20 protein-coding genes are annotated in these 23848 nt (G+C 35.4%); 15 read left to right on the top strand and 5 right to left on the bottom strand.

Annotation, left to right across the window (positions count from 1 at the left end):
- Positions 1-495 precede the first annotated feature (495 nt).
- Positions 496-1677: a DHH family phosphoesterase gene (locus tag AC5LWL_RS22555; RefSeq protein WP_493436691.1), complete on the bottom strand. Its 1182-nt coding sequence runs from the start codon at positions 1675-1677 to the stop codon at positions 496-498.
- 335 nt (positions 1678-2012) lie between these two features.
- On the opposite strand from AC5LWL_RS22555, the gene AC5LWL_RS22550 reads away from it, so the two are divergent.
- Positions 2013-2564, top strand: a complete 552-nt coding sequence (locus AC5LWL_RS22550) for a GNAT family N-acetyltransferase (RefSeq protein ID WP_493436383.1) — start codon at positions 2013-2015, stop codon at positions 2562-2564.
- A 91-nt stretch (positions 2565-2655) separates the two neighbouring features.
- Positions 2656-3840 (top strand): MFS transporter, encoded by a 1185-nt coding sequence (locus AC5LWL_RS22545; protein ID WP_493436382.1) that lies wholly within the window; start codon positions 2656-2658, stop codon positions 3838-3840.
- 359 nt (positions 3841-4199) lie between these two features.
- Here the strand turns inward: AC5LWL_RS22545 and shc are convergent, their stop codons facing one another.
- From shc to AC5LWL_RS22525, 4 genes are all read right to left on the bottom strand, one after another.
- The gene (shc, locus tag AC5LWL_RS22540; protein ID WP_493436381.1) at positions 4200-6086 is read right to left on the bottom strand and encodes a squalene--hopene cyclase; all 1887 of its coding nucleotides are present in this window, start codon (positions 6084-6086) and stop codon (positions 4200-4202) included.
- 389 nt (positions 6087-6475) lie between these two features.
- Positions 6476-8770, bottom strand: coding sequence for a thiamine pyrophosphate-dependent enzyme (locus tag AC5LWL_RS22535; protein ID WP_493436380.1), 2295 nt, complete (start codon positions 8768-8770; stop codon positions 6476-6478).
- The gene (locus tag AC5LWL_RS22530) at positions 8770-9786 is read right to left on the bottom strand and encodes a 2-oxoacid:acceptor oxidoreductase family protein (RefSeq protein ID WP_493436379.1); all 1017 of its coding nucleotides are present in this window, start codon (positions 9784-9786) and stop codon (positions 8770-8772) included. Before AC5LWL_RS22530 ends, AC5LWL_RS22535 begins: the two co-directional genes overlap by 1 nt.
- A gap of 268 nt (positions 9787-10054) precedes the next feature.
- Entirely contained in the window at positions 10055-11008 is a 954-nt protein-coding gene (locus AC5LWL_RS22525) for a helix-turn-helix transcriptional regulator (RefSeq protein WP_493436378.1), read from the bottom strand.
- 191 nt (positions 11009-11199) lie between these two features.
- On the opposite strand from AC5LWL_RS22525, the gene modA reads away from it, so the two are divergent.
- The 13 genes from modA to AC5LWL_RS22460 all read left to right on the top strand — a co-directional run bounded on the left by modA (position 11200) and on the right by AC5LWL_RS22460 (position 23828).
- Positions 11200-12006: a molybdate ABC transporter substrate-binding protein gene (gene modA, locus AC5LWL_RS22520; protein ID WP_493436377.1), complete on the top strand. Its 807-nt coding sequence runs from the start codon at positions 11200-11202 to the stop codon at positions 12004-12006.
- A 92-nt stretch (positions 12007-12098) separates the two neighbouring features.
- Positions 12099-12773 carry a molybdate ABC transporter permease subunit gene (modB, locus tag AC5LWL_RS22515; protein WP_493436376.1) on the top strand — a complete coding sequence of 225 codons (675 nt, stop codon included), beginning with the start codon at positions 12099-12101 and terminating at the stop codon, positions 12771-12773.
- 23 nt (positions 12774-12796) lie between these two features.
- Positions 12797-13435 carry an ATP-binding cassette domain-containing protein gene (locus tag AC5LWL_RS22510; protein WP_493436690.1) on the top strand — a complete coding sequence of 213 codons (639 nt, stop codon included), beginning with the start codon at positions 12797-12799 and terminating at the stop codon, positions 13433-13435.
- A gap of 521 nt (positions 13436-13956) precedes the next feature.
- Positions 13957-15333 carry a nitrogenase cofactor biosynthesis protein NifB gene (gene nifB, locus AC5LWL_RS22505; RefSeq protein ID WP_493436375.1) on the top strand — a complete coding sequence of 459 codons (1377 nt, stop codon included), beginning with the start codon at positions 13957-13959 and terminating at the stop codon, positions 15331-15333.
- Between the two features lie 39 nt (positions 15334-15372).
- A complete protein-coding gene (nifH, locus tag AC5LWL_RS22500; RefSeq protein WP_493436374.1) occupies positions 15373-16248 on the top strand; it encodes a nitrogenase iron protein in 876 nt (291 codons plus the stop codon).
- Between the two features lie 31 nt (positions 16249-16279).
- Positions 16280-17713: a nitrogenase molybdenum-iron protein alpha chain gene (gene nifD / locus AC5LWL_RS22495; protein WP_493436373.1), complete on the top strand. Its 1434-nt coding sequence runs from the start codon at positions 16280-16282 to the stop codon at positions 17711-17713.
- 20 nt (positions 17714-17733) lie between these two features.
- Entirely contained in the window at positions 17734-19263 is a 1530-nt protein-coding gene (gene nifK / locus AC5LWL_RS22490; protein WP_493436372.1) for a nitrogenase molybdenum-iron protein subunit beta, read from the top strand.
- A gap of 97 nt (positions 19264-19360) precedes the next feature.
- Positions 19361-20713 (top strand): nitrogenase iron-molybdenum cofactor biosynthesis protein NifE, encoded by a 1353-nt coding sequence (gene nifE / locus AC5LWL_RS22485; protein WP_493436371.1) that lies wholly within the window; start codon positions 19361-19363, stop codon positions 20711-20713.
- A gap of 4 nt (positions 20714-20717) precedes the next feature.
- Positions 20718-22004, top strand: a complete 1287-nt coding sequence (gene nifN / locus AC5LWL_RS22480) for a nitrogenase iron-molybdenum cofactor biosynthesis protein NifN (protein ID WP_493436370.1) — start codon at positions 20718-20720, stop codon at positions 22002-22004.
- A gap of 18 nt (positions 22005-22022) precedes the next feature.
- Positions 22023-22406: a NifB/NifX family molybdenum-iron cluster-binding protein gene (locus AC5LWL_RS22475; RefSeq protein WP_493436369.1), complete on the top strand. Its 384-nt coding sequence runs from the start codon at positions 22023-22025 to the stop codon at positions 22404-22406.
- A 20-nt stretch (positions 22407-22426) separates the two neighbouring features.
- A complete protein-coding gene (locus AC5LWL_RS22470; RefSeq protein WP_493436368.1) occupies positions 22427-23200 on the top strand; it encodes a HesA/MoeB/ThiF family protein in 774 nt (257 codons plus the stop codon).
- A complete protein-coding gene (locus tag AC5LWL_RS22465) occupies positions 23197-23517 on the top strand; it encodes a nitrogenase-stabilizing/protective protein NifW (RefSeq protein WP_493436367.1) in 321 nt (106 codons plus the stop codon). The genes AC5LWL_RS22470 and AC5LWL_RS22465 overlap by 4 nt, the downstream gene beginning before the upstream one ends.
- Positions 23517-23828, top strand: coding sequence for a HesB/IscA family protein (locus AC5LWL_RS22460; protein WP_493436366.1), 312 nt, complete (start codon positions 23517-23519; stop codon positions 23826-23828). Before AC5LWL_RS22465 ends, AC5LWL_RS22460 begins: the two co-directional genes overlap by 1 nt.
- Positions 23829-23848 lie beyond the last annotated feature (20 nt).

Below are 23848 nucleotides of genomic sequence, written 5' to 3'. Positions count from 1 at the left end.
ACTTCCCTAAACTGGTTATTTATTTATTTATTTAATATAGTTAAGTATAAAAACTATGTTGTTCCATTTCATTTTTAAAGACTATTTTCAAAAAACCAATTCTTTTACCAAGAAAAAAATGAAATAGATTGGAAAATGGAGCAGCCTGAATACACGAAGACTCCGGTGGGATTAGCGAGACAGCTGAGACCCTGCAGGCCAAGGGGCCGAAGCGGCTAAAGCCGAGCCCCACGGAAAGCGAAGTGTATTCAGGCTGCGGGTGATATCCACAAACCTTCTTTTTTACAAGAATAAATAACCCGAACAATGATACGAAATATTTTTTACATCTTCGTATCATTGTTCGGGTTTATTTTCGGCTGGAATACTTATGTCCCAACTTCATTTTTAATGTTAATTTGATAGCGAAATCGGTGCTATTAATAAGAAAAATCACCTGTGTAAGGTAGTTTTCTATCCCATCAGAACATGTAGTTGGGTTGAAAAGCATTCATACTATTTTTTATTTTTTACATAGGAAATTAAATAGCTTGTAAATTTATAATCTCTTGCCAGCCATGCAGCATAATTTCTTTTAATGAAGCTTTCTCCTTCTGTGAAGGAAGAGAATGTTTCAGGAAGCTGTTGCCTTTTATAATCAATTGCCCATTCTTTATTCGTTAAAGGATAAAGAAAGAAGGTCTCTTCCCCTTTATTTTCATATAAAGAACCTAAAGGAGATTCCTTAATATTGAATGTGTTTTTTCGAGCATCCTCTCTTAATGAATCAAGCGGGAATGTATCTGTTACAAATTTTTTGTATGCTTCTGGAGTTAAGGAACAGCCAGATGCTTTAGCGTGCCCGCCGCCGCCGTAATGCCCGGCAACCTTGGAAACATCAACATGATCATGAATGGTACGGAAACCCATTCTTTTTCCGCCAATATTAAGGATTGCGATATAATCTAAATGAGGATAATCTTTGCCGAGTTCATTACCAAGTTCGGAATGATAAGATTCCGCATAGACAATACCTGCAAAGTATCCATCGATTTTTGCCTGAACAAGTTCCCGTCTTTTGCGGCGAATATACCTTTCAATTTTATTGTCTTCCATTTCCAATATTTTTCCTTCAAGATCATCAAAAAAGAAATGATCATTATTCTGAAGTCTAGTTATCATTTTTTCCTCAAATTCTCCCATCGAGATAAGGAAGAAGAGAGCATTTAATTTTTTGGCTTGTTGATTGTTATTTTTTTCCCATTCCCAAGTGTCATATTGTCTGACGAGTTCCACAAACTCAGAAATACTATCCGTTGGAGAAAGATGTTCATGCTGAACAAGATATTCGTATAATAAAGAAGTAGCTGATGTTAACTTTCCTTCAGCATCTTCCACCGATACATAGCCCCATTCATGATCATTTAAATGAAACGCTGTTTTATGGTGATCAATTAATTGTACCTTGCCGCCTTTTTTATAAAAGGTATCTAATCTTTTCGTATTTTCTTCGTTAACAGATAAATCTGTTATGAATAAAAAAGGATGCTCTCCGTCCTGTTGAAGGAACTTTTCTACTTCTTGATTTAAACTGGAAATAGAATTATAACGAACTTCCACCTTTTCCCCAAAAGCGAGTTTGGCTAAAATTCCACAACCGATGCCATCTAAATCATTATGCGATAATAATTTGTACATTTTTTTCACCTCTGCCCAATAGTATAATCTAATATGGAAAAAATAGAACAGATTGTTATCATTTTCTTCTAATTTTTCATTATAAGCTTCCGAAAATCCTTTTTTAGCCGACTCTAACGTTTTCACGTTATGACAACACCTACCTAAAAACAACATTCTTATAGAAAATATTCTAAATGAAATAGATGTTTATTCGAAACGGTTGCAACCTATGATAGACTAAGGTTATCAGAAGTAAATGTATATTTAGCAAGGGAGAACTAGCTTCCTTCTATAAGGGAACTTCAGATTTCTCGTGTGTTTCATCCGCTTAATATAAAGGAAAGGAGTATGTGATGAAGAAGATTAAACAGGAATGTTTTGTGAATGAGCATAAGCTTATAATCAGAACTGCAATGAAAATGGATGCAAAAGATTTATCGCAAATAAGACTGCAGATTGATGGAGAAACGGAAAATTTAGATAGAGAAAAAGGGGAAGCTTTCATAGATATTCCTGGTTTTGAACGGATTATTAAAACAGATACCGAAAATAGCAGGAATTTATTTTTAGTAGCGGTAGTTAATGAAAAGATTGTAGGGTTTTCAAGATGTGAAGGAAATAGCTTGAATAGATTTTCTCATAAAGTAGAATTTGGAATTTGCATATTAAAAGAATATTGGGGATACGGTATAGGAGGAAATCTATTGAGAGAATCTATCTCTTGGGCAGACTCTGATTCCAACGACATTAAAAAAATCACCTTAAATGTTTTAGAAACGAATACTAAAGCCATTGAACTTTATCAGAAATTTGGATTTGAAATAGAAGGTATATTAAAAAAAGACAAAATTCTCTCAGACGGTAAATACTATAATACTATTATTATGGGAAGATTTAATGGTTGATGTTAGCCTTGTTAAGTTCATCAACATGTCACTTTTACCGAACTTTTTGAACAACCCTTAGAAGCTATTAATAGAAAGAAGTGTATAAACATTGAAACAAAAGAAGGACATATTTATATATATAGTAGCTTTTTTTGCTGTTTCTTTAAACTTGAGAATAGGAATTACCTCTATTTCTCCTGTATTAGAAACGATTCGTCATGATTTGCAATTAAGCAATTTCACTGTCAGCTTTTTAACATCAATCCCAGTTTTGTGCATGGGAGTATTTGCTTTATTTACGGGCTATGTGACAAGAAAATGGGGAACAGAAAAGGCGATTGCAGGGTGTATTTTATTAATAGGGACGGCAACTTTTATAAGAGGTGTTGCTTATTTCACTTGGCTTCTCCTTTTAACTTCCTTATTAATTGGCATCGGCATTGCACTTGCAGGTCCACTGTTATCGGGGTTTATCAAAAAGCAATTTCCATCAAAAATTGGCTTAATGATTGGTATTTATTCAGTTGGTATGGGGTTAGGTGCATCTGTAAGTGCTGGATTAACCGTGCAATTTCAGCATGCTTTTAATTCATGGAATCTTGCTCTCGCTATTTGGGGAGGAGTAGCAATATTCGCATTATTTTGTTGGTCTGCCATAATTAAGGGAGTGAAAAAGACGACGTCGAAGGGCAGCACTACTTTAGTGAAGCTGCCATTAAAAACAAAAAAGGCATGGGCCATTACCATCTTTTTTGGTATTCAGTCAGGTATTTTTTATTCTGCTACTACTTGGCTTGCTCCAGCAGCTCAAAATAGTGGTTTTACTATTAAGGAGGCAGGTACGCTTATTACGGTTTTTTCCTTTATTCAAATGACATGCAGCTTTATTGTTCCTATTATAGTAGATTATTTACAAGGAAGAAATATGTTTTTATTTGTTAGTATTTTAGCTACCTTTATCGGTTTATTCCTTATGGCATTCTCTTTAACCACTCCTTGGCTTCCTTCCATTCTAATTGGCATCGGGATAGGAGGACTTTTCCCATTATCCTTAATGTTTCCATTAAATGAGACAGATACGGCAGAAGATGCAAGTGCATGGACGGCAATGATGCAAGCAGGAGGATATATCTTAGGTGGAACTCTGCCTATAATATCTGGAATCATCCGTGATGCAACAAATAATAATGGATATGTATTTATGTTGTTAATGTTGCTTAGCCTTATTTTACTGCCGCTAACATTTATTATTGGAAAAACGAAGGAAGAAACAAAAGCTATTCATAACACATAAAGAATATAAAAAGCTCTCAAAAGATAGCATCATTTATGAACAGGGCTTATCAGACTAAGCACTCTATACAAACAAATTGGTACTATGACCATGAAAAGAAGCAGCATTCTATTCTGTTTTATGAACTAAGTTTAAAGCAGAGCAGATGGAATATACGAAAACTCCCGTGGGATTTGCGGGATAGTCGATATCCCACAGGAGCAAAGCTCCAAGGAGGCTCAAGCGTAGCCCAAGGAAAGCGAAGTGTATTCTGACTGCTGACTATTCAAGAGAGCCAAAAACCACTTTTCAGGGTAACCTTTATCAAAGAAGGAAACTAACTAGTATGGTAATACTGGAATACCCATTAAATTAATAGATTAATTAGAAAAGCTCTTTAAATAATGTGCAAATGCCAACAAAGGAAATACTTTATTATAGCTGTGGTAGTGGATATAGAATTGACCTGGAAGACCGATTCCAGTCGGATAATGGAAACTTTTAGAATTTCTCGTTCCATGTAAAAGAAAAGAAATCCCTTTTGAAACACTTTCACTTTGTGCCTCCCCAGCTGCAATCAAAGCATCAATTGCCCAAGCAGTTTGAGATTCAGTACTAAAAGATAACGGGATATATTGAAGTTTCACGCAGCTTTGACAAGATTCTCCCCAACCACCATCTTGCCTTTGCGTTGCTTTTAACCATTGAATAGCCTGAATAATGCAAGAATCAGTTTGCTTCACACCAACTGCTCGTAGTCCAGTTACTGCTGCCCATGTCCCATATATATAACAGACACCCCATCGTCCATACCAAGAACCATCTTTTTGCTGCTGTTCTAATAACCACTCGATCCCCCTGTTAATAGGGATGTGTGATTTAGTTAATCCAGCAAAATTACCTAAGTATTCTAATATGCGCCCCGTTAAATCTGCTGTGGACGGGTCAACTGCTGCATCTTTTGCATTTTCAATTGGAATATGTCGGAGAATCTCCCTGTTTGTATTTTTTTCAAAAGCACCCCAGCCGCCATCTCTATTCTGCATAGACAATAAAAAATTCATACCGCGTTGATAGGATTGATAAATGCTGTTATCTCTAGTAGCTTTTTCTGTTAAGGCACGCAGAACAACGGCGGTATCATCATTATCTGGATTATTGGTATTAATATCGGAAAATCCCCAGCCTCCTGGTTTTATATGCGGATTATGAATAACCCAATCTCCTTTTTTAGTATGCTGTTTTGTTAACAGATAAGATAAAGAACGATTTATAGTTGTTGTATCGATTGACATTCCAGCTTCTTGTAAGCTATAACAGATTAATCCGGTATCCCATACAGTTGAAGTAGAATTTTCTAAATGTGCATAGTCTCCTTTTTTATTAATAAGGGAAGAGAGCCCATACATTGCTTTTCGGATAACAACTGAATTCTTTTTATAGCCAAGTGCAAGCAACCCATATATCATAAAAAATGTTGCACTAGCATAACTGTAGAGAGTACCGTCTTTTTCCAGGCGATCCAGTATATATTTTTCCGCATATGCATATCCGAGATTATGCAAATACGCTGGATACTCCCCCATTTTCTTTATCTCTTTCCAAATAAATGATAATGGCGAGCGAGTATCATCTAATGCTGAAAAGGAAGGATAGAGTGGGATATTCCTGTCAAATAAATCATTCATATCAGCCATAGGTTCATAGTGAACGGAAAATTTTTTATTAGATGCAATTAACATGGGAATAAAATGGATGCGGGCATATGCGCTAAATTGAAAAAAGTTAATAGGTTGATAAGTTGGGAGAAGTAAAAATGTCATCGGAATATAAATCATATTAGACCAAGGATAGATGCCGTTGACGGAGAGCATCCAGCGAATCATAAAATGGGCTTTTGCTAACCCGCCATTAGCAAGAATAAAGGCTTTCGCTTTTTCCATTTTTTCATCGCTTTTATCAACATAACCAGAATATAATAGGGCGGTATAAGCAATAATAGTAGCAGATAAATTCCCATTTGGCTCATCAAAATAAGCTTTCCAATAACCATTATTATCTTGAGAAGCTTTTAAACTATTGACTAACAGCCTTATGTTTTCTTCCTCTTCCGAATAATCTAATGCTCTACAAGTAATAATAAAAAAGGCGTCTGTTATTAAACTCCCTTGAAATCGAAACCTCCACGAACCATCTATATGTTGTTCCTTGATTAATTCCTGTTTTCTTTTGTCTATTTCCTTTTCGAGAGCTTCTTTATTACTCAAATTGCCACCTCAAATTCTTCTAATAATTGATTACATCTCAACTGAAATCACATAATAGTGAATTTTATTCTAAATTATTATCCAACAAGTGTTCATTTAAAGAGGATGCGTCACATTATATAGGTATGCGAAGAGAAGGTTACTTCATGAATAAAAAAATAAGAATTTATTTATAAAAGAGAAAGGGGGATGAATAGGTTAGAGTAGCTAACAATAAAAAATCCGAGTTTCTTCTATTATATATGTATGAAAAGAATTTAGTGATAGCAGGACCAAAGGTCATATAGTTTTCTATCTACAAGAAGAGGGATTTCGTTTTATTATAGAGCTCATAAAAAAGGCAAGGGAGTGATTACCCTTGCCTTACGTGAAAAGAAGGAAGATACATTTTATAATAATGGATTTTCATGTTTGATTTTTAACTTATTCCATCTTTTTTCTACTTCTTTATTAAAATCATTTAACATTTCGCTATTTTCTTCTTTTAATAGATGTTTTGTTTTTCCCATAAATTTTAGCCATTCTGTTAAAGGTACTCTTTTCTCTTTTGCCTCTGGATCATAAGTAATGGTAGTCATTCCATTTTCCACTTCATATAGAGGGAAGAAACAAGAGTTTACAGCTGCTTCTACTATTTTTGTTCCGAAACGATCCTCTGATTTCCAGTTTAGAGGACAAGTTACAAGTAATTTTCCATACACGGTTCCAACATTTTGTGCATACCATTGTGCTTTAGCTGCTTTTTTAATTAAATCTTGTGGAAAAGCTTCTGATGCAGTAAACACGTATGGAATGTTGGTTGCAGCCATTATTTGAGCAGTGTCTTTGTGATGGAACGCTTTTCCTTTTTGAGCACGTCCAACACCACTTGTGCTTGTCATATGGCCAATTGGAGTAGAATAAGACATTTGCGAGCCGGTATTCATATAACCTTCATTGTCATATTCAAGCATAATTAAATTGTGATTTCTTAATGCTGTTCCAATAGCAGACCCCATTCCAATATCCATACCGCCATCCCCTGTTATCATAACAAAAGTGGTGTTTTCTTGTATTTCTATTTCTCCACGACGCTGCAGTTCTAAAAAGGCCTCCACTGTTCCAGAAAGAGTTGCTGGACCATTTTGGAATAGATTATGAATCATTGTTTGTTTATGTGAAGTATGTGGATAGGCAGTAGTTACTACATAGGCACAGCCTGTTTGAAATAAAACAACCACATCTCCTTCAATACCTTTAAAGAATAATTCTAAACCAGTTAAAATCCCGCATCCTGGGCATGCACCATGTCCTGGAGCAAGCCTTTTTGGTTTTGCTGCAAGAGAGCGTAATGGTGGTATTTTTACTTTTAATTGATCACTTTCTTCATCAGGTGTAACTTGAATTAACCCTGTGTTATAGACGTCCCCATATTGTGGTTCAATGACAGGAGTTAAATCATTTTTAGGTTTTCCTATATAATGACCGTAATAATCAAAAGGTTTCTCGGCAAACCCATTATCTAAAGCTTCTAATGTCATTTGAAAAAATTTCTCTGCATCATCTGCATAAAAGTCTTTTCCGCCTAAACCAAATACTCTGCTTAGTACGATTGTTTTATTGTTTTTATCTTCTTGAATAGCAGATTTCACTTCATGCGTTAAATTTGGTCCATTGCCACCATATGAATCCGCACGTTCCCCTACTAATAAAGCTTTTACATTGCTTAATGCGTTTCTAATTTCCTCAGATGGAAAAGGACGGATAATATTGGGACTGATTACACCTGCTTTAATGCCTTTTTTACGTAAGCGATCCACCACATCTTTAGCTGTCTCAGCAGCTGAATTCAGAAGGAATAAAGCAACGTCCGCATCTTCCATCATATACAGGTCTAATATTGGATAAGAACGACCAGATATCTTTTCAAATTCTTTGGAAATCTCTGCAAAAACCTCTTTTGCCTGATAAATTGCTTCTGATTGTTGGAAATGGTTATTCAGCAAGTCGTCTCCATTCATATGAGCGCCGATTGTTACCGGTTTTTTCACATCACGGATCGCCGGATAATCGGTTGGACAAGGACCAACAAAGTCTTGTACTACTTTTTTATCTTCAAAATAATTTACTTTTCTTTTCTGATGAGAAGTGAAAAATCCATCGTACGCTACAATAACCGGTAAACGGACTTTTGCATGTTCTGCAATTTTTAATGCCATAATGTTCAAGTCATAAACTGCTTGAGGTGTTCTTGCTGTAATAATTACCCAGCCAGTATTTAAAGCATAGTATAAATCGGAATGATCTCCGCGAATATCTAGTGGTCCGCTGATAGCACGTGTCACAAGGTTTAATACCATTGGAAAACGTGTGCCTGATTGAACAGGCATTTGTTCTAACATATACATAAAGCCGTTAGCACTTGTTGCGTTAATAACACGAGCGCCTGTAGCAGCGGCTCCATAGCATATTCCAGCAGAACCATGCTCCCCATCAGCGGGGATCAGCTTAATATCATGTTCTCCGCGTGTTTTCATTTGATCCAAATATTGAGCAACCTCTGTTGAAGGAGTTATAGGAAAATAACCCATAATATGATAGTTGATTTGAGCAGCCGCCATTGCAGCCATTTCATTTCCAGATTCAAATGTTGTTACTTGTACGGGTGCATTTTTAACGAGCAAATCATTCTCTAAAATGGACATTATAAGACACCTCCAGAAGTTATATAAGGAAATTTCTGCTTTACTTGATTTGTTTCTGCAAAGCCATCAGTTTCACGAACCGAGCTGAGTGCACTAGTTGGGCATGCTTCCAGACATTTTAAACAACCTTTGCAATATTGGTAATCGATTCCAGCAAGAGACATTATTGTTCGTCCTTTTTTATTTACTCTTTTATCCCAAACAAAGCAAAGGTCTGGACAAACCGCATCACAGGAAGCACAGCTTATACAGCTTTCTTTATCGAATTTGGGTAAAAAACCTTGCCGAGAACCACTTAAATCTTTCAGCAGACTGTTTCCTTGTGCGGTTATAACACCGCCAATTGGCTGCGTATCATATCCAAGTGATGAGCGTGGACGTGAAAATAATAATGAGTGAGCATCTGGAGGAGTTTCATAAGATTGAAATTTTACTTCGTTATACCCTCTATCAAATGTTCGAATGTTTGATTCTACAAGGTGAGGGTACTTCTTTTCAAAGGTTTTTCTAATTACATTTCTCATTGCCTCAGGATCAAGGAAATCACAAATCCGAAATAATGCTCCAAGCATTGCGGTATTAACCTTTGTTTTTTCCTTTACTGCAATTTGCAGTGCATCAACAATAGCAAGTTTTCCATACTCTAAATGGAGATCTTTTTTTACGGCATCAAAGTCTCTAGTTGAGTTCACCAAGATGACGCCATTAGGATTGAAGCCGCTTGTAACATTTACGGATTTGTATAAAGCCTCATGGAAAATACCGATAACATGAGGTTCTTCGATTGGGCTGTGTGCCCGAATTTCTGTTTCTGGATCACAGAAACGAATAAAACTTTTTACCGGAGATCCTTTTTTTTCAGATCCATATGAGGAAAAATTCGCCCCATTTAAACCAAGACCGAGTACACCGGATTCAGCTAACATCTTTCCTGCAAGGTTTGCACCTAATCCACCTATTGATTCTAATCGAATTTCAAAAAAGCCGAGTTCATTTTTAGTCGGTAATATAGACAATTGAACTCCCCCCTCATAGCAAAATTTTCAACACGTTATTGAACAATAAAGAAAAGTTTAAATTTTCAGCAAATGACAGAAAATTTAAAAAACTGTTCATAATTTTTATTCTAATAGATAAATAGCCACTTAGCTGTGACAAATATCGTAACTTTCCATATTCTAGAGGGTGTTTTTAAGAATTCAGCTAGAAAGTGACGATAAATCGAACATAAAAAAGCTGACTTCTTATTTTAGATGATTATCACCAGAGTCAGCTTGTTAATTTTTATTGTTCGTGAATAATCTTTCCTGTTTCTTCAACGTCATATCCTATAGCTTTTAGTTCGTTTTTAAGCTCATTAGATGTTAATAATTCTTTTATCAGCTGAATAAGCTCTTTATTTTTATCAGAGTTAAGAATGACTAAATCATAACGTTCTTTTATCATGGGAATAAAATCAATTCCAGCAGATTGGGAAGTTCTTTCAATTCCTACCCCAATATCAGCTTTTCCTTGGCTTATACCTGCAGCTACACTATAGTGGCTTGTGCATTCATGATTATAGCCATTTACGTTTTCTTTTTTTATCCGATGAAGCCTTAATTGCTCATCAAGTAAAATACGTGCTCCAGAACCGATTTCTCTATTTATCATTTTTATATCATGACGCTGTAAATCAGACCAACCGTTAATATTTTTAGGATTTCCATTTTCGATATATAAGCCAGCTTGTCTTGTAATGTAACGCATAACAATAAAGGAGTGACTAACAAATAGCTTTCTTATATACGGAATATTGTAAGTGTTTGTATCTCCGTCGAATAAGTGTGTACTCACAATATCAGCTTCTCCTTTATACATAGCTAATAAACCATTTAAACTGCCTATATAAGAGCGGAGTGGTCTATATGTGTTTCCTTTCAGTTCAAAATGTTTGGCGAGGATATCTAAAGAACTGTCTTGTCCACTAATGATAATAGACCGATGGTTAGAAACGGGTTGATGGGTTTTAGAAGTATTATCAGTATCTGTATGTGTTTTTAGCTTCTCTTTTGGATGAACTAGTATTTCTTTTGCATTATTTTTAAAATTTTCTAAGTCGACAGCGTCTATTCTCATTTGCCTGCCAACTCGAAATGCTTTTATTTCCCCCTTTTTTATCAGGTCATAAACGGTTAGTTTAGAAACTTTTAAAATATCTGCAATCTCTTCAGTGGTAAAGGATTCATTGTGGTTCATAGATTAATCCCCCAGAATTTTTTGAATTTTTTTTCATTTTAGCATTTACTTACTTTGAAATCACACTTATAATCACCTTAACTAATTATAACTAAACATAACTAATTGTATTTTATTAAAACTTTTATATTTTTTATTGTTATGTTTAGTTATATTTAATTATAATTAATAATATTTAGGAGGAAAAAGAGATGAAAAGAAAACGTATATTAGTATTTTTATTTAGCTTCGCCCTTTTGCTTTTAGCAGCTTGTGGTGCAAATGAAAAACAAACAACGAAAGATGCAAACAAAGATGCAACAAAAGAAGCTGTAGAATTAAATATTTCTGCTGCTGCTAGTTTAACAGATGCAATGGGAGACTTACAGAAAGCTTTTCAAAAATTACATCCATCAGTGAAATTTACCAATAACTTTGGCAGTTCAGGAAATTTGGCACAACAAATTCAACAAGGAGCACCAGCAGATGTTTTTTTATCAGCAGATCAAAAATGGATGAATACACTAGCTGATAGCAAATTAATTCAAGAGGATACAAGAAAAGACTTTTCAGGTAATCAGCTTGTTTTAATAGCTGGAAAAGATAGCGATATAGATATTAAATCATTTACGGATTTAAGTGCATCCACAATAGGACAAGTTGCAATCGGTGATCCAAAAAGTGTACCAGCTGGAGCTTACACAAAAGAATCACTTGAAAAAATCAACAAATGGAAAGAGTTAGAGAGTCACTTTGTGTATGGCAGTGATGTTGTACAAACATTAACTTATGTAGAGTCAGGTAATACAGATATTGGTTTTGTTTATTCAAGTGATGCTGTTTTATCAGATAAAGTGAAAATACTTGCAGAAGCAGACCCTGCATGGCATACACCAATTATTTATCCGGCAGCAGTCCTTGCTGATTCAAAAAATCCAGATGAAGCTGCAGAGTTTGTTAGCTTTTTATTAACAGATGAGGCGCAAGAAATTTTAAGTAAATATGGATTTGAAAAATAGAAAATTGCTTATAGGAACACATGAAAAGGCGCCTTTAGTAATCTGAAAATTCTAATAATAAATAGTTTACTTAAAGGGAGTTAATAACATATATGGATTATACACCACTATTTTTGTCATTGAAAATTGCGAGTATTGCTACTTGTATTGTTTTTGTAGTAGGAATTATTTTAGCAAAGGTCATTGCACAAAAAGATTTTTTTGGGAAAAGCATCATCGAAGCAGTTATATTATTGCCAATGGTACTTCCGCCAACCGTTGTTGGATTCACGATTCTTTATATTTTTGGTAAAAATGGAATGGTTGGCAAACTGCTTCTGCAATGGTTTGATTTTCAGATTGTATTTACATGGATTGGGGCCGTTATTGCATCAATAGTAGTTGCGTTTCCCTTAATGTATCAAAGCGCTTCGGCTGCTTTTCAAAACTATGATAAAAATTTAGAAAATGCAGCCTTAACAATGGGGGCGTCGAGATGGAGAGTTTTTTGGACACTCTCTTTTCCACTTGCATGGCCAGGGTTATTAGCAGGACTTGTATTAACTTTTGCAAGATCTTTAGGAGAGTTTGGAGCAACTTTAATGATTGCTGGATTTATTCCTGGAAAAACAGACACTATTCCACTCACTATCTATTTTGCCGTTCAATCAGGGAATTCAGATATGGCAAATTATTGGGTAGTCATTTTAATCATACTTGGATTTGCAGCGATTATTTGGTTAAACTGGTGGAGCAAGCGCAATATGTTAAAGTATAAAAGTGAATAGTGAGGGAAGGAGTGACATGCTTGATGCTATCTGTGCAAATAAAAAAACAACTCCCGCATTTTACTTTAGCAGTTGAATTAGAAGCAAAAAATGACATTATTATTTTGTTTGGTCAGTCTGGAGCAGGAAAAACAACGGTTCTAAATTGCATTGCAGGCTTGGATCATCCAGATGAAGGACATATAAAACTAAATGAACACATTTTTTTTCAGACAAATGCGAAGCCATTAAAGATACAAAAAAGAAATATTGGATATTTATTTCAGGATTTTGCACTATTTCCACATTTGACGGTTGAAAAAAATATTCAGTATGGCATGAAAAGTCAAGAGCTTATGGATCATCTTATTCAAGTAATCGGAATTGGACATTTGCTTAAAAAATATCCAAAACAAATTTCAGGCGGTGAAAAGCAGCGCGTGGCATTGGCAAGAGCTTTAGCAACAGAACCAAAAATCCTTTTGCTTGATGAACCATTTTCGAGTTTGGATCAAGAAACAAAAGATGACTGTCATATGGAACTTTTAAGGCTTCATGATAGTTGGAAAATTCCTATCGTCATGGTTACGCATGATTACGAAGAGGCAAAAAAATTAGGAGATCATATATTTCATATAAAAAAAGGAAAAATTGTTGATAGTGAGCAATTATTTGTAAGTTAAGTAATAAGCATAGACTAACAGTAGTTTTAAAATGTTTTATTCAATCTTTTGCCATTGGCAGAACAATAAACAGGCTGGTGGCAAATAAATTGAGAAATATCCCCGATGGTTTTCTCCTCTATGTTTTCTCCATTTTTCAAAAAGTCCAGTTGAAAAATACTGATTTTATATTTAACCGTGATTAATTCATATTTATTTTTTTAGCAGAATATAAAAATAGATATTTTTACCTATAAAAGTCTTAATTGTTACAATTTAATGAATAAAAAAGCTATTAAAAAGCGGTTTCATAAAAAAAGTATGTTAATTTATCTGACAATTGTGTTGATTTAAAAAATTACAAAAAATATTATCAGGGTAACAACTATGAATTCCAAATAATGACATTAACAATCTTGTCGTATTGGAAACCTCCTAGCAAATAAGAAATGTGGGAGCGTGATTGGGATAAAAAAATAGTTGAATTGTAAAAAATGCATTCGTGTGTAGAAAAAAACCTTATTTTCAGGGAGGGAGAGAGTGTGAAGACGATTAATCAAGAACTAGAAGATCGAATTGCCCGTCACCCTTGCTATAGTGAGGATGCTCATCACTATTTTGCACGTATGCATGTGCCTGTTGCACCTGCCTGCAATATTCAATGTAATTATTGTAGTCGTAAATTTGATTGTGCAAACGAAAGCAGACCAGGGGTAGTAAGCGAAGTATTAAAACCAGAAGAAGCGGTAAAAAAAGTCTTAATTGTTGCTGGAGAGATACAGCAAACATCGGTAATTGGTATTGCCGGCCCTGGAGATCCTTTAGCAAATCCAGAAAAAACTTTCGAGACGTTTCGTGGAGTATCAGAACAAGCTCCTGACCTTAAATTATGTTTAAGTACAAATGGATTACGTTTATTGGAATTTGTGGATACGATTCATGCATTAAATATTGATCATGTTACGATTACAATCAATGCAGTAAATCCATTAATTGGGCAGCATGTTTATTCATGGATATTCTATGAGGGAAAAAGGTACAAAGGCTTAGAAGCAGCGGAAATTCTAATCAATAATCAGCTAAAAGGATTGGAAGCTTTAACAGAACGAGGAATCTTATGCAAGGTAAATACTGTTTTGATTCCAGGTGTAAATGATCAACACATTGAAGAAATATCAAAGGCTATCAAGGAAAGAGGGGCTTTTGTTCATAACATTATGCCTTTAATTGTTACTCCAGACACTGTTTTTGAAAAAAATGGAATGAGAAACCCAACTGCTAAAGAAGTACAGCAAGTTCAGGAAAAGTGCTCAGGAAGTTTAAAAATGATGAAGCATTGTAGACAATGCCGGGCTGATGCTATCGGTTTATTAGGGGAAGATAGAAGTGCAGAGTTTTCTAAAGAAAACATAATGGACCTTCCTATTCGTTATGATGGAGAAGCTAGAAAGCAATTTCAAGATGATCTTGAAATGAAAGTGAAGCAAAACAAGAAGAAAAAACAAGAAAAAGCAGCCAAAATAAGAAATGACGCAGCAACTAATTCACCTGTAATAAAGATTGCAGTCACTACTCGTGGAAACGCAAGAGTAAATTTGCATTTTGGTCATGCAAAGGAATTTTTAATTTTTGATGTTCAAAATGAGTCTATTAATTTTGTAGGTGTAAGAAAAGTTCAATCGTATTGTGTGGGAAAAGTTAATTGCGGGACAGGAAAAGGTCCTATTTTGGCAGAAACGGCTGAAATTTTAAAAGATTGTCATATGTTATTAAGTTCTGGCATCGGTGAAACACCGAAAAAATATTTATTAGATAGAGGAATTGTTCCATTTGTAAAGTCTGGAAATATTGAAGAACTTCTGTATGAAAGCAGTAAGTTTTACAGATATATGAATGTTACTGAACCAATTTTCAGTTAAAAATATCTAAAAATTCAAAAAACTCGAGGGGGAAAAACAATGCGTCAAATAGCTTTTTATGGTAAAGGTGGAATTGGAAAATCAACTACTTCTCAAAATACATTAGCTCAATTAGCTACAAAATTCGGTCAAAAAATCATGATTGTAGGTTGTGATCCGAAAGCAGATTCAACACGTTTAATTCTAAATACAAAAGCACAAAGTACCGTATTAGAACTAGCTGCTAAAATGGGAACAGTTGAAGATTTAGAGTTAGATGATGTATTAGACACTGGGTATGGAGACATTTTATGTGTTGAATCAGGTGGACCAGAACCGGGAGTAGGCTGTGCTGGTCGTGGGATTATTACTTCTATTAACTTTCTTGAAGAAGAGGGTGCATATGAAGGATTGGATTTTGTTTCTTATGATGTATTAGGGGATGTTGTTTGTGGAGGATTTGCGATGCCAATTCGTGAAAAAAAGGCAGAAGAAATCTACATTGTGTGTTCAGGTGAAATGATGGCGATGTATGCTGCAAACAATATTGCCCGCGGAATTTTAAAATATGCAAATAGCGGCGGAGTTCGTTTAGGTGGCTTAATTTGTAACAGTCGTAATACAGACCGAGAAGCAGAGCTTATTTCCGAACTAGCACGTCGATTAAATACACAAATGATTCATTATGTACCAAGAAATAATGTAGTACAGCATGCTGAGCTACGTAAACAAACGGTTGCTCAATATAAACCAGAAGATCCACAAGCTAAAGAGTACGAAATGTTGGCTCAAAAAATTCTTGAAAACAAAATGTTAACTGTGCCGACTCCAATTGAAATGGAAGAACTAGAAGAATTATTAATGGAATTTGGAGTTATTGAAGATGATAATGCTCAAATTAAAAAACTAGAAGAAACAGAAGCGACTGCTAAATAAATTATATTATCCAAAATGGAGGTGATATGAATTGAGTACAAAAGAAATTACAGATAAACAGCAAATTATTGAGGAATTGCTTGAGGTATATCCAGAAAGAACGAAGAAATTTAAAAAGAAACATTTCGAAGTAGTAGAAGAAGAAAATATAGAAAGTGGAAAGTGTTCTGTTAAATCTAATATAAAATCACGTCCAGGGGTTATGACAATTCGCGGTTGTGCTTATGCAGGATCTAAAGGGGTTGTTTGGGGTCCAATTAAAGATATGATTCACATAAGCCATGGTCCAGTCGGTTGTGGACAATATAGCTGGGGAACAAGAAGAAACTATGCAAATGGAACGTTGGGTGTCAATAATTTCACTGCTATGCAGGTGACAAGTGATTTCCAAGAGCGCGATATTGTCTTCGGTGGAGATAAAAAGTTAGAAACTTTATGTAAAGAAGTTAAAGAAATGTTCCCGTTAGCAAAAGGGATATCTATCCAATCAGAGTGTCCAGTGGGACTTATTGGAGATGATATAGAAGCTGTTGGGAAAAAAATGACCAAAGAGCTTGGCATTCCTGTTATACCGGTTCGTTGCGAAGGATTCCGGGGAGTCAGCCAGTCTTTAGGTCACCATATTGCTAATGATACCATACGTGACCATGTAATGGGAACTCGTGAGCTTGAAGAATGTGGACCATACGATGTCGCAATTATTGGCGATTATAATATTGGTGGAGACGCATGGGCATCACGTATTTTATTAGAAGAAATCGGTTTAAGAGTTATTGCTCAATGGTCCGGGGATGGATCTATTAACGAATTAGGTATTACACATAAATCAAAATTAAATTTAATCCATTGTTATCGGTCTATGAACTATATGGCGAAAACAATGGAAGCGGAATATGGCATTCCTTGGATGGAATATAATTTCTTTGGTCCAACGAAAACAATTGAAAGTTTACGTGCTATTGCCGCTCACTTTGATGAAACCATTCAGATGAATGCGGAAAGAGTAATCGCTGCATATCAAGCAGAAGTGGATGAGATTGTCCAAAAGTATCGTCCTCGATTAGAAGGAAAAAAGGTAATGCTCATTATTGGAGGATTACGTGCTAGACATACAATTGGTGCATATGAAGATCTTGGAATGGAAATTGTTGCTACTGGATATGAATTTGCCCATAAGGATGATTATGAAAAAACAATTACTGAGCTAAAAGCAGGAACGATTCTTTATGACGATCCAGGTGCATTTGATGTAGAGTTTTTATCTAATAAATTAGATATTGATTTAATGGGTGCAGGAGTTAAAGAAAAATATGTCTATCACAAATTGGGTGTTCCATTTAGACAAATGCATTCATGGGATTATAGTGGTCCGTATCATGGCTTTGATGGTTTTAAGGTATTTGCTCAAGATATGGATACAGCGATTAACAGTCCAGTTTGGGACTTAATGGAAGCACCATTTTAAATGGAAAAGGGGGGGAAAAGATGACGAAAAAAGTGGAAATAAAAGATCATAATACATTATTTCAATCAGAAAAATATGTAAAGCAAGCAGAAGGAAAAAAAGTTTTTGAGCTTGCTTGTTCAGCCCAAGAGGTAGATGAAACGATTGATTTTTTAAAAACGGAAGAATACAAAGAAAAGAACTTTAATCGGGAGGCAGCTACAATAAATCCTGCTAAAGCATGCCAACCCTTAGGGGCGGTCCTTGCCGGATTGGGGTTTGAAGGAACACTTCCATTTGTACATGGTTCACAAGGTTGTGTAGCATATTTTCGCAGTCATTTTGCTCGTCACTTTAAAGAACCAGTACCTGCAGTATCATCGTCTATGACGGAAGATGGAGCAGTATTTGGTGGGATGAGAAATTTAATAGAAGGATTAGAAAACAGTACTGCATTATATAAACCAAAAATGGTGGCAGTAAGTACTACTTGTATGGCAGAAGTTATTGGAGATGACTTAGGCGCCTTTATTGAAAATGCTCGTATAGACGGAGCAATTGGTCAGGATTTTCCTGTTCCTTATGCAAATACTCCGAGTTTTGTTGGATCACATCTAACTGGATATGATGCAATGATGCGTTCCATACTATCGTATCTTTCAGAAAAAAATGGGGATTTATCTTATAAAGAACCAAATGATAAGTTGAACATTATTGCTGGTTTTGATACCTATACAGGAAACTTTGCAGAGCTAAAAAGAATTCTTTCTATCATGAATGTTGATTATACTATTTTAGGTGATCATAGTGGCAATTTAGATTCCCCGGCAAATGGAGAATACAATTACTATTATGGAGGAACAAAATTAGAAGATGTAGCACAAGCGCCTAATGCTAATGCTACTCTACTTTTGCAAAAGTATTCCACGAAAAAAACAGTTAAATATATTAGTAAAAAGTGGAAGCAAGATACGATGGAAATGTCTACTCCTATTGGTATAAAAAATACAGATCAATTACTGAAAAATATTAAGGAAGTAACTGGGAAATCCATTCCGCAAGCGTTAAAAGATGAACGAGGCAGGGTGGTAGATGCATTAACAGATTCACATCCATATTTACATGGAAAGAGAGTGGCGTTAGCTGGGGACCCAGATTTATTATTAGGTTTAATCTCCTTTTGTCTAGAAATTGGAATTGAACCAGTGCATATTGTTTGCACAAACGGAGACAAAAAATTTGCTGAAGAAGCAGAAGCTCTTCTAAAAACAAGCCCTTATGGAATAGAAGGGAAAATTCATCTCGGAAAAGATTTATGGCATATGCGTTCTTTATTATTGACAGAACCAGTTGATTTTGCAATCGGCAGTACACATATGAAATATTGTGCAAAAGATGCTAATATTCCTTTGGTTCGCGTAGGATTTCCGATTTTTGATCGTCATCATATGCATCGTTATCCGATTATTGGATACCAAGGTACATTAAATTTACTAACTTTAATAGTAAATACGCTATTACAGCAATTAGATGATGAAGCTCCTGATCATAGCTTTGACGCTGTTAGATAAGCGAAATGAAGTAGCATAGAAATGGATGAAAATATGTAGTCAGTGGGGAAGCTGCAAGCTCTTCACTGACTATTAGTTTATAAAGGTGGGTGGAGATGTGAAAAGTTATGTGGTAGAAGCATTGCAAGAACCTGCATGTGATCACAATGCGTCAAATATAGATCGAAAAGGCTGTGCAAAACCTAAACCAGGTGAAGCAGCTGGAGGTTGTTCTTTTGATGGAGCGCAAATTACTCTTTTACCAATTACTGATGCAGCGCATCTCGTTCATGGTCCAATTGCTTGTGGAGGAAATAGCTGGGAGGCGAGAGGAAGCCTAAGCTCTGGATCTCATTTATATCAATACGGCTTAACAACTGATTTAAATGAACAGCATATAATCTTTGGAGGAGAAAAGAACTTAAGAGAGTCCATTCAAGAGATTGTTAAGAGATTTAACCCACCAGCTGTTTTTGTTTACTCCACTTGTATTACAGCGTTAATTGGAGTCGACTTAGATGCTATTTGTCGGAGTGAAACAGAAAAATTAGGTACTTCTGTTATTCCAGTTAATAGCCCGGGTTTTATTGGAAGTAAAAATCTTGGGAATAGATTAGCTGGCGAGGCTCTATTGGATTATGTAATTGGAACAGGAATGCCCCCTATAGAAACGAAATGGGACATTAATTTAATAGGTGAATACAATATAGCTGGCGAAATGTGGGATATAAAAGCATTATTTGATCAAGTAGGTATAAAACTATTATCAAGAATTACTGGTGATGGGAGATATAATGAAATTCGTTGGGCACACAGAGCAAAGGTAAATATGGTTGTATGCAGCCGTGCATTGATAAATATGGCTAGGAAAATGGAAGAAAAATATGAAATTCCTTATTTTGAAGGATCTTTCTATGGAGCGAAAGAAACAACGTTATCATTAAAAACTATCGCTTACTTATTAAACGATAGAGAACTAATATATCGTGTTCACCACTTTACAAAGAAGGAAGAAGAAAAACTTAATGAAGAGCTTGTTTTTTATCGGAATAAGTTGAAAGGGAAGCGTGCCATTCTTTATACGGGTGGTGTAAAGAGCTGGTCTATCATTACTGCACTACAGGAGCTTGGATTGGATGTAGTGGGCGTTGGTACAAATAAAAGTACAAATGAAGATATTGCAAGAATTAAACAACGTGTTGGAAATAATGTGGAATTAATAGAGTCTGGTGGAGCAAAAAGAATTTTACAAACATTTCGAAAAGAAAAAGCGGATATAATCATTGCTGGCGGACGAAATATGTATGTTGCTTTAAAGGAACAAATTCCATTTATTGATATTAATCAAGAGAGGCATCATGCTTATGCAGGATATGCTGGATTAAAGAGACTGGCAGAACAGCTTGTTTATACGATTGAAAATCCTATCTGGGAGAAAATTAAGATTCAGGCGCCATGGAAGGAGCTTTAGAGGAATGGTTATTTATAAAAAGGAAAAGAAATTAGCCATTAATCCATTAAAAGTCAGTCAAACCTTAGGTGGAGTATTGGCTTTACAAGGATTCTTCCGAGCTATTCCAATTGTTCACGGCTCACAAGGATGTACCGCTTTTATAAAAGCTCTAATGACTCAGCATTATCGGGAGCCGATTGCAATTCAAACTACAGCTTTACAAGAAATGAATATTATTTTTGGTGCAGAACAAAGCATGATAGAGGCACTAGACGTTGTGTTAGAAAAACACCAACCATCTATTGTATCAGTTTTAAGTACAGGATTAACAGAAATCGCTGGTGATGATATAAAGGGAAATATAAAAAGCTATTTAAAAAGTTTAAATAAATCAAACTGCTTTATATTTCCCGTTGCGTTACCAGATTTTGAAGGATCTTTAGAGTCAGGCTACCGATTAACAGTAGAAGCAATGTTAAAGCAATTATTATTGTATACATCGGATGGGCAATCCGTAAAAAAAACAAAAAATCAAATAAATTTTATTCCAGGTTCCCATTTGACGCCGGGGGATGTAATGGAAATAAAGAGAATCCTTGTTTCTTTTGGGTTAGATGTTATAACTGCTCCAGACTTATCAACATCTCTTGCAGGTACTCTTTCAAAAGGATATTCTCCACTTTCTCAAGGAGGAGTCTCTTTAGAACAATTACAGCAGCTGCTATCTTCAGAATTTACAATAGCAGTAGGAGCAAGCATGGAGCAAGCAGCACAAATATTAGAAGAGTCAGCTGGTATCCCTTATCGAGTGTTTCCTAGTTTATCTGGATTAGAGGCTAATGATGAGTTTTTTTCCTTTTTACAAACATTTAGTGGGCAGTCTGTTTCTCCATTTTATCGTTGGGAAAGAGATAATTTAGTCGATTGTTTATTAGATGCTCATTTTAATTTTTTAGGAAAAAAAATAGTCGTAGCATTGGAGCCGGATCATCTTTATTCCATGATAAGTATATGTAAGGAATTGGGAGTAGCATTCTCCGGATTGGTTACCACATTTTCTACACGGTTGCTTTCTAAAATAGAGGAAGAGATAACCATAGGAGATTTAGATGATTTAGAAACGATGGCAAAAGACGCCGATTTATGGATTAGCAATTCTCATGGAGAACAGGGAGCCAGTCGAATGAATATTCCTTTTATGCAGATGGGATTTCCTATTTTCCATCAAATAGGCAGTGCATTAACAACGAATGTTGGATATCGAGGTACAGCAGAAACGGTTATTAAGCTAGCAAATTTAATAGAATAGAAAAGGATGTGGAAAAAAATGATTAAAGTGGCATTTGCTACAGAAGATGGAGTGCATGTTGATACACATTTCGGCCATTGTGAAGCATTTGATGTTTATGAAATTACAACGGAGAAATATCAAAAGCTGGCAACAAGGGTGATAAGCGATAAAGAAGATAATAATGAAAGCAATCGAATAGAAGAACGATTGAACCTAGTGATTGATTGTACGCTGTTATTTATAAATCAAATTGGTCCTACTGCAGCTGCACGTGTTACAAGAAGTAAAATCATGCCTGTGAAAGTGAAGGAAGGAACACCTATATATGAACAATTAGATCGACTACTTTTGATGCTGCAAACAAATCCTCCATTGTGGTTATCAAAGGCAATGAATACTAGAGCTGAACATACTTTTTAAAAGAATGGGGATGAGTGAAAATGAACTCGATACTTCATCAAAATGAGAATAAAGATGTATATTCTCGATATAGCAGACAATTAAAGCTTTTAGGAAAAGAAGGGCAGCAAAAGTTAAAGAAAGCTACTGTATTCATAGCTGGAATCGGCGGATTAGGAGGAACGACAGCTATTTATTTGGCGGCTGCAGGAATTGGGAAGTTAATAATTGCCCATGAGGGAAATATTGTACCCCCTGACTTAAATCGGCAAATATTAATGGATAGTACAAAAATAGGATCAGAACGTATTCCATGTGCAATTGAGAACTTAAAACGAATTAATCCAGAAGTCGAAATTGAAGCGTATTCGCAAAAAATTACTTATCAATCTTCTTATTCATTAGTAGAAGCAGCAGATATTGTAGTGGACGCTCGTTATGATTTCCCTGAGAGATATGCCTTAAACAAGCTTTGTATAGATATAGGTAAACCAATGGTAGAAGCAGCAATGTCCGGGTTTGAAATTTCTCTGACTACCATTAAGCCGAATGAAACAGCTTGTTTAGCTTGTATTTTTCCAGAAAGAGATAAAAGTTGGGAGCCGCTAGGTTTTCCAGTATTAGGAGCAACATCAGGAATCGCAGGTTGTTTAGCTGCGATAGAGGTAACAAAAGTTGTAACTGGAATAGGGGAAGCCTATTACAATAAATTATTTCGATTCGATTCATTGCAGTTTCATTCCAGTGTTTTTTCATTAAAACGAAACCCTTCATGTAAACATTGTTCAGAAAAAAGGGAGGAAGTGAAGGCATGAAAAATCCATTAAAGGAACTATATGATGCAGAAGACTTTTTTGAATTTTTTCATGTACCATACCATCCAGAAATTCTAAATGTATCTCGTATGTATATTCTTAAAACGTTTCGAACCTATTTGCAAGAAAAGGGATACCTAGAGGCTGATTCTACGGATAAAGAAGTTTGGAATGTGCAAAGAGCCTTGCTTATTAGAGCATATCGTGAATTTGTAAAACCAACACCATTAAGGCAGAAATTTTTCCCAACATTTTATCAAAATAACGGAACGTTTTATGCATTTGATCAAATAAAGAACAGAGGGGATGGTCAATAATGCAAATTACCGAAGATGCAGCAAAGAAGGTACTGGAGCTTATGGAACAGCAGGATAAATGTAATATGGGACTGCGAATAACTGCGAGGTCTTCAATGGACAAAGTAGATTTACAAATCTACTGGGAAAATAATGGTTTACCTACTGATCAAATAATTCAACAAGAGGGACTGAAGATATTTGTAGATAGTGATTCTAGTAAACTATTAGAGGAAATGACTATATTTTATACGGAACAGGATGGTAAAGCTGGACTTTTTATTATGAACGCAATTTCCGATTGCTCTAGTTGCTCGACAGTGTGCTTTTAAATTTGCATACAACAGAAAGG

It is taken from the genome of Niallia sp. WK069_GA_01 (assembly GCF_983173855.1).
The sequence above is the reverse complement of the archived record's forward strand: the minus strand, read 5'-3'. Positions and strand labels throughout refer to the sequence as shown.